This is a genomic window from Roseomonas mucosa ATCC BAA-692 (genome assembly GCF_000622225.1).
Taxonomy (GTDB): Bacteria; Pseudomonadota; Alphaproteobacteria; order Acetobacterales; family Acetobacteraceae; genus Roseomonas; species Roseomonas mucosa.
On sequence record NZ_KK211412.1, the window covers coordinates 56,254 to 67,944 of the forward strand.

Consider the following 11,691-nt stretch of genomic DNA (forward strand, 5'->3'; position numbering starts at 1 on the left):
TGCCGTGCCGCGGATCAGGATCGGCCATCGCGGCCGCCCACGGCAAAGGCCGGGCAAACTCCACGCCGATAAGGCCTACGACCACCGTCGCTGCCGCCGGGAGTGCCGCGCCCGTGGCATCACCCCGCGCATCGCACGCCGTGGCATCGAGAGCAGCGCCCGCCTCGGACGACACCGCTGGGTGGTGGAGCGTACCTTCGCCTGGCTCGCCCGCTACCGACGCCTGACCATCCGCTACGAGCGCCGCGCCGACATCCACCTCGCCTTCACCACACTCGCCTGCGCCCTCGTCTGCCTCGGCCAGATTAGGCGGTTCTGTTAGGCGCTCTAAACGCTGAGAGCCCTGCCGAACCAGGCACAGGATACCGGCGAAAGCCCCCGCCACGGCCCGTTCCGGGCGCGGCGGGGGGCACCGGTTGGCCAGGGCGGCGGCTCAGGCGGCCAGCGGTGCCTGGCGCAGCAGGGGCAGTTCCATCGGCAGGCCCACATAGTTCTCCGCCATCACCGCGCGGGCGGTCTGCGAGCCACGGATATAGTCCAGCTCGGCCATCTGCATGCGGCGGGAGAAGCCGTCCATGTTGGGAAAGCGGTGCGTCAGGGTGGTGAACCACCAGGAGAAGCGCTCCGCCTTCCAGACGCGGGACAGGGCGCGGGCGGAATAAGTCTCCAGCGGCTCGGCCTGCCCGTCGCGGTGCTTCGCGATCAGTGCCGCGGCCAGCATCGCCACATCCGAGGCCGCGAGGTTCAGCCCCTTGGCGCCGGTGGGCGGCACGATATGCGCGGCGTCCCCGGCCAGGAACAGGCGGCCGTGGCGCATCGGCTCGCTGACAAAGGAGCGCAGCGGCGCGATGCCCTTCTCGATGGCGGGGCCGCGCACCATGTTGCGCGCCGCCTCGTCGCCCAGGCGGATCGCCAGCTCGTCCCAGATCCGCTCGTCCGGCCAGTCCTCCAGCTTCTCGTCGAGCGAAACCTGCACGTAGTAGCGGCTGCGCGTCGGCGAGCGCATGCTGGCCAGCGCGAAGCCGCGCTCGTGGTTGGAATAGATCAGCTCGTGGTCGCAGGGCGGCACGTCGGCCAGGATGCCGAGCCAGCCGAAGGGATAGACGCGCTCGAAATGCGTGCGCAGTGCCTCGGGGATGCTGGCACGCGACACGCCGTGGAAGCCGTCGCAGCCGGCGATGTGGTCGCAGTCGATGCGATGCTCCTCGCCGCCATGGCGGTAGGTGACATGCGGCGCCTCGCTTTCGAGGCCGTGCAGCGCGACATCCGACGCCTCGAAGACCAGGGCGGCGCCGCGCGCCAGATGCGCCTCGATCAGGTCGTGGGTGACCTCGGTCTGGCCATAGATCGTCACCGCCTTGCCGGTGAGCTGGCGCATGTCCACGCGGAAGGTCTCGCCGCCGAGCGCGACGCGGAAGCCGTCATGCACCAGCCCCTCGCGGTGCAGCCGCGCGGCCACGCCGCACTGCTCCAGCAGATCAACCGTGCCCTGCTCCAGCACGCCGGCCCGGATGCGGCTTTCCACATAGGCGCGGTCCCGCCGCTCCAGCACGATGCAGTCGATCCCGGCACAGTGCAGGAGCTGGGACAGCAGTAGCCCGGCCGGTCCGGCCCCGATGATGGCGACCTGTGTGCGCTGGCGCATGGATGCCTCCCAGTCCTCAATCTTACAGAAGAGATCGCGCGGAAGAGTGGCTCCGGACAAGGCAATTTTATCGCATTGGTTTGGACTTTTCAGGCAAAGCGCCGGAGAACCCCGCCATGTCTCCGCTTCCACCCACCATGGCGCCGGAGGAGCCGGGTGCCCCGGCCATGCTGCCCGCCGTTCCCACCTACGACCTCTATGGCGAGGCGCAGCCGCGCCCGGTGCTCGACCCGGTGCACCTGGAAACCCTGATGGCCCGGAGCCACCCGCATGATTGGAATATCCGGCCACACCGGCACCGCGCCCTGGGACAGGTCTTCTGGCTCTCGGCGGGCAGCGGGCTGATCCTGCGCGAAGGCCAGGCCCAGGCTTTCGAGGCGCCCTTCCTGATCTACATGCCGCCCGGCGCGGTGCATGGCTTCCGCTTCGCGCCCTGGAGCGCGGGGCATGTGCTGACGCTCACCGATTCCCTTCTGGCCTCGGCGCTGCGGCTGATGCCGGAGCCCTGGCCGGCCGGTGCCTTCAGCTTCGGCCTGGCCGGGCACGAGCCGCTGGCCGAGGGCCTGAACGGCGCCTTCCAGGCGTTGGAGGCGGAGTTCCGCCGCACCGGCCCGGGACGCAACACGGCGATGGCGGGGTGGGTGCTGCTGATCCTGTCGCTGCTGCGGCGCGGCCTCGCGGAGGAGGCCTCGGCCCGCCAGCGGCCCTCACCGCAATCGGTGCTGGTGGAACGCTTCCGGGTCCATCTGGAGACGCATTTCGCCGAGCACCTGCCCCTGCCGGAGCATTGCCGGCGGCTGGGGGTCACGCCCAGCACGCTGACCCGCGCCTGCCGCGCCGTGACCGGGCGGTCGCCGCTGCAACTGATCCAGGACCGGCTGATGCTGGAAGCACGGCGCCTGCTGGCCTACACGGCCTCCAGCGTGGCGGAGATCGCCTTTCAGCTCGGCTTCGAGCCGGCCTACTTCTCGCGCGCCTTCACCCGGCAGGAGGGGCTTTCGCCGGTCGCCTTCCGGCGCCGTGCCTCGTGGAGTGGGCCTGATGGATATATCAAATGAAATGATAGAAATCCTCAGAATTTTGCCCGTCCAAAGGATAGTTAGGAGACTCCATATCCCTGTCACCGGACGGGCAATAGGGCCCGCCGGAAAGACAGGAACGACACCATGTCCAGGTTTTCCAGCCGTCTCGCCATCGCCGCCCTGACCCTTTCGCTGGGCGCCTTCGCCCCGCTGGCGGCTCAGGCCGAAGTGACAGACTTCTCCAATTCCGGCTCCTCGAGCGTGAGCGGCACCCCCTCCTACGAGGACACCACCCGCGCCCTCGCCGGCGCCACCCCGCTGAACGTCAGCAATGCCGGCTCCTCGGCCATCGGCATCGGTTCGCCCTATGCCGCCGAGCGGGTGATGCTGACGCAGAACAGCCCGGGTGCCTCGCCCACCGACTTCTCGGGCTCGGGCTCCAGCGCGGTGGGCGGCGGCTTCGGCACCGGCCCCCATGCTCCGCGGCACTCCATGCTGGCCGCCCGGTAACGGTGGCTGGCGAGGAGCAGCTCCGGCCACGGAGGAGGGTGCCAGGGCCCGCGATGACGCTTCCAGCGATCGTGGGCCGGCAGGGCCATCCCCGCACGGGATGCCTGTCCCGGGCCAGGCGAAGGCCCTTCGCCATGGCAGCCTCTTCCTTGCAGGGAGGCGCGACCGCGCGCAGGCAGCATGAACAGGATCACCCGGACCGCTGGCCCCCCGGCCGGCGCCAGGGGCTCCACCGCCGATCCGGTCGCCCGGGAATGTGACCTGGCCTGGGCGCGCCACCGGGGCGAGTGCCATCTGACCAGCAGCGCCGTGAACGACTGGGAAGCCTATCACCGGCAGCTGCTGTCGGAGGAGGCGCGGCTCTACGGCTTCGTGGAATGGAACTCGCCCAGGTTGCGCGAGCGGCTTTCGGCGGAGCAGAACCACCGCTGCTGCCATTGCGGCAAGCGGATGGAGGCGGATGCGCCGGACCCGGACGACCGTCCGAGCTTCGAGCACATTCTGCCGCGCAAGCAGGGCGGCGGGAACCGGCCCTGCAACCTGGCCGTCGCCTGCCGACGCTGCAACGTGGACCGGGCGGACAGGCTGGGCTGGTGCCGCGGCCACAAGCCGCGCTGAACGGAGAGGCCCGGCCTCGGGAGGTCAGGCCTCTCCTCCTTCTGTCAGGCGGCGCAGCGCCTCCTGCAACGGGGCATCCTCCACCAGCAGGTGCCGGGACAGGTCGGCCAGCGTCAGCCAGCCGGCGACCTGCCCGGCCTCGTTCGTGACAGGCAGGCGGCGGAGATGGTGCGCGGCCATCAGGTCCATGGCCGCATGCAGCGTATCGCCTTCCCGGCAGGTGACGGCCGGGCGCGACATCACCTCGCGCACCTGGATCCGGTTCGGGTCCAGCCCCCGCGCGACCAGGCGGTAGAGGATGTCGCGATCGGTGACGATGCCTTCGAGCCGCTCCGGCGAGCCCACCGGCAGGGCGCCGACCTCGATCTCGCCCATCAGCTCCGCCGCCTCCCGCACCGGCGCGTCCGGTGCGACGAACTCCACCTCCGTGGCCATGATATCCGTCACCCGCAGGGCGGCGCTCATGGCTCATCCCGGCCGAGCAGGGCCTCGTCGATCTGTTCCAGCAGGCGCGGGAAGTCCACCGGCTTGGGGTGGTAGGCATCGAACCCCGCCGCCGCCAGATCGGCCGGGCTGGCGGACAGGCCATGCGCCGTCAGCGCGATGATCGGAATGCGGGCGGCCTCGCCCTCCGCGCCACGCAGGGAGCGGGCCACGCTCCAGCCATCACGGAGCGGCAGGTTCATGTCCAGCAGGATCACGTCGGGTTGCTCCATCAGGGCCCGGCGCAGCCCGGTCTCCCCATCCGGCGCCAGCACGACATGGAAGCCCCGCCGCTCCAGCCTCCGGGACAGCGCGTCCCGCAGGTCCTCATGGTCCTCCACCAGCAGAATCTGGGTCACGTCATGGTCCTGGGCGGCACCTTCCACGGGGGCGATCCGGCGCCGGAGCCGGTCTGTCATCGAAGCGCCGCACATCCCCGCGGGTTGCCGCCGGGACGCAGGGGGGGTCATGCCGCCGGCGGGGAGCAGGGCGAGGGCGCCAGCCTTTCGGCGAGGTCCGCCACCTGCCGCCGGATCTCCGCCACGGCCGTGATCTCCCAGAGGCCACCGGGAGCGCAGGGGCCGATGGCATGGAGGCCGGGCACGGGCTCGCCACCCCGGTCCAGCACGGCGTCGCTGCCGGGCGCCGTGTCGAGGCCGAGTTCCAGCGGATCGAGCCGCGCCAGCCCCGCCGAGGCCAGCCCCGCGACGGCCGGGTGCCGGAGCCAGTGGCGCCCCCCGGCCGGGCCGGTGCAGAGTTGCAGCCGCGCCACGGTCCGTTCCTCCCGCCGGCCGTCCCGGTGGCGCAGCATGGCCCGGAGACCTCCACCCGGCCCGGCGGCGCAGGATTCCAGCCGGGCGGCATGGACCGCCACCTGCCCGCTCTCCACCATCTCCCCTACCACGGCGAAGATCTCCGGCGCGATACGGTGCCGGTGCAGGCTCCAGGCCGTGCGGGCATGGCGCAGGAAGCGCCGCCGCTCCGCCAGCGGCAGCCCACGCCACAGCGCCTGGACCTGCGGCCGGACGGCATCCATCACCGCCTGCCAGGGCTGGCCAGCGGCCTGAGCCCGCGCCGCCTCCCGCCGCAGCCAGCGCGACAGGCCCAGCACGGTCAGGGGCCGCGGCGGCCTGGTCAGGCACCAAGCCGTGTCCACCGGGATGGCAGGCGGCGCGGCGACGTGCGGCAAGGGCAGCCAGCCATGGCGCGAAACCACATGCACCGGGCCGCGATGTCCCTGCGCGCGCAGGGCCAGCAGGTGGTCCACCATGGTCAGGCCGCTGCCCAGCAGCAGCACCGCGTCCTCCGGCGGCAGGTCGTGCAGCCCGGACAGGCCCTGGCGGGCCCCCTCGACCGGCTTCGCGGGCGCGTTTCCCAGGGCAAGCACGCAGACATGCGCCCGGCAACCCGCCGTCCCGGCCTCGATGCGCCACAGCCCCTCCGCGTCGCGCCGGATCGCGGAAACCGCCCGAGGCACATGGCGGATCTCCGCCCCCGGCCCGCGCCGGGCCTCCTCCAGCAGCGAGAGCATGTAGCGCCCGTAGAGCTGGCGCGGCGCGAAACGGCGGGCGGCGGGCTTGTCGCGCGCCTCCGCCGGGCAGAGGGCGTCCGGCGGCTGCGCCGCCAGCCATCGGGCGAAGTGGTCGGGCTCCGTGGCCAGGGCGCTCATGCCTCCGGCCGGGGCATTGAGGACGTGCCAGCGCCCCGCTTCCCCATAGGCCGGGCCGCGGCCAGGCTCGGAGCGCGGCTCGAAGAGGAGGACTTGCCGCCCGGCCGGAAGCCTCGTGCGCAGAAGGACGGCCAGCAGGGTCCCCGTGAAGCCCCCGCCGACGATGGCGATCTCGACCGGCTGATCCATGGCCGCAGCCTAGCGGAGCGGATCGGAGGCGGGCAAACGACCCATCCCCTTTTCCGGGGTTGCCGGGGTCGTATCTTCTCCCGAACGTCATTCAGGGGGATGAAAATTCCCCGGCGGTCCTTGGGGGGGAAGGCTACACCGCCAGGTGGCGCCGCCGCAGCGCCTCGTCCGCCGCCAGTGCCTCCGGCGTGCCGCTCCAGACCGCCTAGCCTTTTTCCAGCACCACCGCGCGATCCGCCACGCCCCCGGCGAAATGCGGGTTCTGCTCGGCCAGGAGGATGGTCAGCCCCTCGGCCTTCAGCCGCAGCACGGCCTGCGCCATCTGCTCCACGATCACCGGCGCCAGGCCCTCGCCAGGCTCGTCCAGCAGCAGCAGGCGCGGATTGCCCATCAGGGTGCGCGCGATGGTCAGCATCTGCTGCTCGCCGCCGCTCATCCGCCCGCCCGGCCGGTCGCGCATCTGCCCGAGATTGGGGAAGAGCGCGAAGAGCCGTTCCGGCGTCCAGGCCGGCAGCCCCGCGCGCGGCGCCTGCCGGCCAACCTCCAGATTCTCCATCACCGTGAGATCGGCGAAGATCCGCCGTTCCTCCGGCACGTAGCCGAGGCCGGCGCGGGCGATGCGGTGCGGCTCCCATCCCGCGATCTCCTGCCCGGCGAGGCGGATGCTGCCGCCTTCGGCCCGCAGCAGTCCCATGACGGTCCTGAGCGTGGTGCTCTTGCCCGCGCCGTTGCGGCCCAGCAGCATCACCAGCTCGCCCGCCCCGATCCGGAAGGAGAGGCCCCGCAGGATGCGGGCGCGGCCATAGCCGCTGACGAGATCCGCGACCTCCAGCATCAGCCCGCCGCCCCCTGTTGCGTGCTTCCGGTGCCCAGGTAGATCTCCCGCACCGCCGGATCGGCGCGGATGGCGGCCGCATCGCCCTCGGCGATCAGCCGGCCATGGTCCAGCACCAGGATGCGGTCGGAAACGCCGAAGACCACGTCCATGTCGTGCTCGGTAAACAGCACGGCGATGCCCTGTTCCGTGGCGATCCGCCGCACCAGCCGCATCAGCGCCTCGCGCTCCGCCGGGGCCATGCCGGCGGTGGGCTCGTCCATCAGCAGCAGTCGCGGGCGGGCGGCGAGGGCGACGGCCAGTTCCAGCCGCTTCAGGTCGCCATAGGCCAGCACCCCGGCGGCGCGTTCCGCCTGCTCCGCCAGCCCCGCCTGTTCCAGCAGCGCCCCGGCTTCCGCCCGATGGTGCCCCGCCAGGGGCTGCCAGAAGCGCCAGACCTTCCCCTCCCGCGCCAGGAGGGCGAGCTGCACGTTCTCGCGCAGTGTCATGGAACCGAAGGTGGCGGTGACCTGGAAGGTCCGCCCCACCCCCCGCCGTGCGATGGCGCGGGGCGAAAGGCCGGCGATCTCCCGCCCCTCCAGGGTCAGCCGCCCGGCATCCGGCCGCAACTGCCCGCCCACCATGTTGAAGCAGGTGGACTTCCCGGCGCCGTTCGGGCCGATCAGCGCCAGCATCTCCCCCGCCGCCAGTGCGAAGGAGACATCGGAGACCGCCGTTACCCCGCCAAAGGACTTCCGCAGGCCCTGTACCACGAGCAGGCTCATGCGCCGGTCCGGTGTCGCGCCCGTTGCCGGCCCCGGGGGAGGCTCCGCCTGCCCCCGGCCCCCCTCCGCCGGGGAGATAGTATCTCCCCGGACCCCGCCTGGGGTGGCCTCGGGGTGGCAAGGCCGGTCTCCCGTCTGAACCCGAGGGGAAGGTGGATCAGTGGGTCTCCCGAAGAAAGGAAAGCACGATGTCCGTACGGGCGGCCCGGACGGTTGCCGGAGGGCCATGCTCTCCGGCGCGATCCGGCCGGCAGCGAAGAGCCGGCGAATGGGGGCCAGGGCCCGCAGGGTCCTGGCGGATAAGGGGGTGCGGGGGAAAGGGCGGAGCCTTTCCCGCGCGGCACGACGGCAACAAGGCGCCTCACGCCTCGCGTCCCCGCAGCCAGAGGCGCCGCGCCGCGCCGGCGATGCCTTCGGGGAAGGCCACCACGACCAGCAGGATCACGGCGCCCAGCACGAGGCGCCAGAGATCGGTGCTGCGGACCAGGAGGTCGGCGAGGCCGGTATAGGCGAGCGCGCCCACCACCGGGCCGCTCATCGTCTGGAGCCCGCCCAGCAGCACCATCAGCAAGGCCTCCACCGAATGCGGGATGGCGATGTAGGTCGGGAAGACGCCGCCCTTGGCATAGGCGAAGAGTGCACCGGACAGGCCCGCCGCCGCCCCGGCCACCGCCAGGGCCAGGATGCGCAGCCGTGACACGTCGAGGCCGATCGCCTCCGCCCGTAGCGCCGAATCCCGCGCCGCGCGGAGGGCATAGCCATAGGGGGCATAGAGCATCCGGCGCAGCAGCAGCACCGTGGCCACGGCCAGCGCCAGTGCCAGCGCGTAGAAGACGCGCGGATCGCGCGCCCAGCCCTGCGGCCAGAGGCCAAGCAGCCCGTTGTCGCCGCCGGTCAGCCCGACCCACTGGAAGGCGACGGCCCAGGTGATCTGCGCGAAGGCCAGGGTGAGCATGGCGAGGTAGATGCCGGAAAGCCGCACCACGAACCAGCCGAACAGTCCCGCCACCAGCCCGGCGGCGAGCGGCGCGCCCAGCAGCGCCAGAGGCATGGGGGCGGACAGGTCCTGGGCCAGCAGCCCGGCGGCATAGGCGCCGATGCCGAACCAGGCGGCATGGCCGAAGCTGGCGAGCCCGCCCGGTCCCATCATGAAGTGCAGGCTGGCCGCGAAGACCAGCGCCACGCAGGCCTCGGTCAGCACGCTGAGCGCATAGTCCCCGAGCCAGAAGGGCGCGGAGGCGGCCAGCAGCAGCGCCGCGAGGCCCAGCGCGCGCAGGGCGGGCGGGGCGGGGCGGATCACCGGCGCGGCGGCCATCGCCTCCCGCGCCTCCGCCTGGGGCCTGCCGAGCAGCCCGTTCGGGCGCAGCACCAGCACCGCCGCCATCACCAGGAAGACCAGCACCAGCGTGCTCTGCGGCAGCAGCGCCACGCCGAAGGCCTGCAGCACGCCGATCAGCAGGCTGGCCAGGAAGGCGCCCGCCAGGCTGCCCAGCCCGCCCACCACCACGACCACGAAGGCCTCGGTGATCACCGACAGGTCGATCTGGAGGTTGGCCGAGGCATTGGGCAGGGACAGCGCGCCGCCCAGCCCGGCCAGCCCGGCACCCAGGGCGAAGACCGAGGTGAAGAGCAGGCGCTGGTTCACGCCCAGCGCCGCCGCCATTTCCCGGTCCAGCGTCGCGGCGCGCAGCAGCGTGCCCCAGCGCGTCCGGTGCAGCAGCAGCCAGAGCAGGCCCAGCACCACCGGCCCGGCCGCGATGAGCAGCAGGTCGTAGAAGGGAAAGCGGCTGCCGGCGATCTCCACGAAGCCGCGCATCCAGCGCGGGCGGGGCAGGGAAAGCTCCGCCGGGCCCCAGAGGCGCAGCGTGAGGTCCTGCAGGATCAGCACCACGCCGAAGGTGGCCAGCAACTGGAACAGTTCCGGCGCCCGGTACACGCGGCGCATCACCGCCAGTTCCAGCACCGCGCCGATCAGCCCTGTGGCGAGCGCGGTGAGCAGCACGCCCAGCACGAACCATTCCGGATCGCGCGGCAGGCGCGTCAGGATGCTCCAGCCGATATAGGCGCCGAGCATGGTCAGGCTGCCATGCGAGAAGTTCACGATCCGCGTGACGCCGAAGAGGATCGTCAGGCCCGAAGCCACCAGGAAGAGCGAGGAGGCCCCGGCCAGCCCCGTCAGCAGGGTGGGCAGGAAGGTTTCGGTCATGGGCCGGATGCGTCCCGTTCAGGCATTCGGGGCACGGCCAACGGCTTTCCCCGGTGCTCCGGCAGGTCGTGGAAGGTTCCCATGCCAGTTTCGATAGCCGATGGCCTTCCCATCGTCGCCGGGCTTGCGCCGCAAATTCGCGCGGAATGCGCCGCCGCGCCGGTTCCCGTTGCACCTCCCGGCCCCGCCACGGTTTTCCGGGCCGGGGCCTCCGGGCTGTTCCGCCATGCTCCCACCCGCATTGACGGGATGGAAGGAGGGCGGAAACCTCGCCCCCTGACCATCGGGGGGAGAAACCATCGCATGTTGCCGGACCCGGCCACCACGGCAGCCTGCTGGCCTCGTGCCGGCATCGCCACCCTTCTCCCCGCCCTGCAGGCCGCGCTGCGGGAGCCGGTGCTGACCAGCCCCGCCGCCCGTGCCCATTACGGCCATGGCGAGGCCCTGCCCGACGACGCCCCGCCCGATGCCGTGGTGCGCCCGCGCGACAACGGGGAGGTCGCCGCCGTGGCGCGCCTCTGCCACGAGGCGCGGGTGCCGCTGATCCCCTTCGGGGCCGGCACCTCGGTGGAGGGGCAGGTCGTCGCGATCCAGGGCGGCGTGACCATGGACCTGTCGCTGATGGACGTGATCCTCGACGTCTCGCCCGCCGCGCTGGACTGCCGCGTGCAGGCGGGTGTGCGGCGGCTGCGGCTCAACGAGGCGCTGCGTGGCGACGGGCTGTTCTTTCCGGTCGATCCCGGGGCGGATGCCACGCTGGGCGGCATGGCGGCCACCCGCGCTTCCGGCACCGGCGCGGTACGCTATGGCACGATGCGCGAGAACGTGCTGGGCCTGACGGTGGTGACGGCGGATGGCCGCATCCTGCGCACCGGCACGCGGGCGCGGAAATCGGCCAGCGGCTACGATCTGACCCGCCTCTTCCTCGGCAGCGAGGGCACGCTGGGCATCATCACCGAGGTGCAGCTCCGCCTGCAGGGCCTGCCCGAGGCGGTCTCGGCCGCCACCTGCCAGTTTCCCTCCGTCGAGGCGGCGCTGGAGGTCGCGGTGGGCGTGCTGCAATCCGGTATCCCGGTGGCGCGGATGGAATTCGCCAATGCGCCGCAGATGCGCTGCTGCATCGCCTTCTCCCGCCTGGAAGGGCTGGAGGCGCTGCCGACCCTGTTCCTCGAATTCCATGGCAGCCCTGCGGCGGTGGAGGAACAGGCGCTGGCGGTGGAGGCCCTGGCGACGGGGGCCGGCGGCGGCGGCTTCGCCTGGGCGCGGCGGCCGGAGGACCGTTCCCGGCTCTGGAAGGCCCGGCACGACGCCCTGCCGGCCAACCTGGCGCATGGCCGGGGCCGCGCCCTGATGGGCACGGATGCCTGCGTGCCGATCTCCGAACTCGCCGCCTGCATCCTGGAGACGGAGGCGGATATCGCGGCGACGGGGCTGGAGGCGCCGCTGATCGGCCATGTCGGCGACGGCAACTTCCACCTGGGCATCCTCTTCGACGCCGCCGTTCCGGGGGAGCGCGAGCGCGCCCAGACCCTGGCGCACCGCACCGGGGAGCGTGCCATCCGGCTGGGCGGCACCTGTTCCGGCGAGCACGGGATCGGGTTGCACAAGCTGGACCTGATGGCCAAGGAGCATGGCGGGGCGCTGGACCTGATGTGGGCCATCAAGCGGGCCTTCGATCCGTACGGGATCATGAATCCCGGCAAGCTGCTGCCGCCGTGTGACGGGGCCTGACCGGGAAGAGGAGGGAGGA

12 protein-coding genes are annotated in these 11,691 nt (G+C 72.2%); 5 read left to right on the forward strand and 7 right to left on the reverse strand.

Features of this window, described 5'->3' with window-relative positions; translation table 11 throughout:
- The coding region (locus BT98_RS26930; RefSeq protein WP_027297307.1) for a transposase at positions 1 to 322 on the forward strand (322 nt) is incomplete at its 5' end.
- A 111-nt stretch (positions 323 to 433) separates the two neighbouring features.
- Here the strand turns inward: BT98_RS26930 and pobA are convergent.
- A complete protein-coding gene (gene pobA, locus BT98_RS0120500) occupies positions 434 to 1,645 on the reverse strand; it encodes a 4-hydroxybenzoate 3-monooxygenase (protein ID WP_019461009.1) in 1,212 nt (403 codons plus the stop codon).
- Positions 1,646 to 1,761: 116 nt separating this feature from the next.
- Between pobA and BT98_RS25490 the strand changes: the two genes are divergently transcribed.
- From BT98_RS25490 to BT98_RS25500, 3 genes are all read left to right on the forward strand, one after another.
- Positions 1,762 to 2,703: a helix-turn-helix domain-containing protein gene (locus BT98_RS25490; protein WP_147292460.1), complete on the forward strand. Its 942-nt coding sequence runs from the start codon at positions 1,762 to 1,764 to the stop codon at positions 2,701 to 2,703.
- Between the two features lie 108 nt (positions 2,704 to 2,811).
- Positions 2,812 to 3,177 (forward strand): hypothetical protein, encoded by a 366-nt coding sequence (locus tag BT98_RS26350; protein ID WP_019461011.1) that lies wholly within the window; start codon positions 2,812 to 2,814, stop codon positions 3,175 to 3,177.
- 180 nt (positions 3,178 to 3,357) lie between these two features.
- Entirely contained in the window at positions 3,358 to 3,795 is a 438-nt protein-coding gene (locus BT98_RS25500; RefSeq protein ID WP_037251926.1) for an HNH endonuclease, read from the forward strand.
- A gap of 24 nt (positions 3,796 to 3,819) precedes the next feature.
- On the opposite strand, the gene BT98_RS0120520 is transcribed toward BT98_RS25500, so the two are convergent.
- The 6 genes from BT98_RS0120520 to BT98_RS0120545 all read right to left on the reverse strand — a co-directional run bounded on the left by BT98_RS0120520 (position 3,820) and on the right by BT98_RS0120545 (position 9,941).
- The gene (locus tag BT98_RS0120520; protein ID WP_019461879.1) at positions 3,820 to 4,260 is read right to left on the reverse strand and encodes a CBS domain-containing protein; all 441 of its coding nucleotides are present in this window, start codon (positions 4,258 to 4,260) and stop codon (positions 3,820 to 3,822) included.
- The gene (locus tag BT98_RS0120525; RefSeq protein WP_019461880.1) at positions 4,257 to 4,697 is read right to left on the reverse strand and encodes a response regulator; all 441 of its coding nucleotides are present in this window, start codon (positions 4,695 to 4,697) and stop codon (positions 4,257 to 4,259) included. The genes BT98_RS0120520 and BT98_RS0120525 overlap by 4 nt, the downstream gene beginning before the upstream one ends.
- 47 nt (positions 4,698 to 4,744) lie before the next feature.
- On the reverse strand, positions 4,745 to 6,136 hold the full coding sequence (locus tag BT98_RS25505; protein ID WP_019461881.1) for an FAD/NAD(P)-binding protein: 1,392 nt from the start codon (positions 6,134 to 6,136) through the stop codon (positions 4,745 to 4,747).
- Positions 6,137 to 6,341: 205 nt separating this feature from the next.
- The gene (locus BT98_RS25510; RefSeq protein ID WP_019461882.1) at positions 6,342 to 6,971 is read right to left on the reverse strand and encodes an ABC transporter ATP-binding protein; all 630 of its coding nucleotides are present in this window, start codon (positions 6,969 to 6,971) and stop codon (positions 6,342 to 6,344) included.
- Positions 6,971 to 7,735, reverse strand: coding sequence for an ABC transporter ATP-binding protein (locus BT98_RS0120540; protein ID WP_019461883.1), 765 nt, complete (start codon positions 7,733 to 7,735; stop codon positions 6,971 to 6,973). The genes BT98_RS25510 and BT98_RS0120540 overlap by 1 nt, the downstream gene beginning before the upstream one ends.
- Before the next feature lie 361 nt (positions 7,736 to 8,096).
- Positions 8,097 to 9,941: an ABC transporter permease gene (locus BT98_RS0120545; RefSeq protein WP_019461884.1), complete on the reverse strand. Its 1,845-nt coding sequence runs from the start codon at positions 9,939 to 9,941 to the stop codon at positions 8,097 to 8,099.
- 303 nt (positions 9,942 to 10,244) lie between these two features.
- Here BT98_RS0120545 and BT98_RS0120550 point away from each other — a divergent pair, with 303 nt between their 5' ends.
- Positions 10,245 to 11,672 (forward strand): FAD-binding oxidoreductase, encoded by a 1,428-nt coding sequence (locus tag BT98_RS0120550; protein WP_019461885.1) that lies wholly within the window; start codon positions 10,245 to 10,247, stop codon positions 11,670 to 11,672.
- Positions 11,673 to 11,691 lie beyond the last annotated feature (19 nt).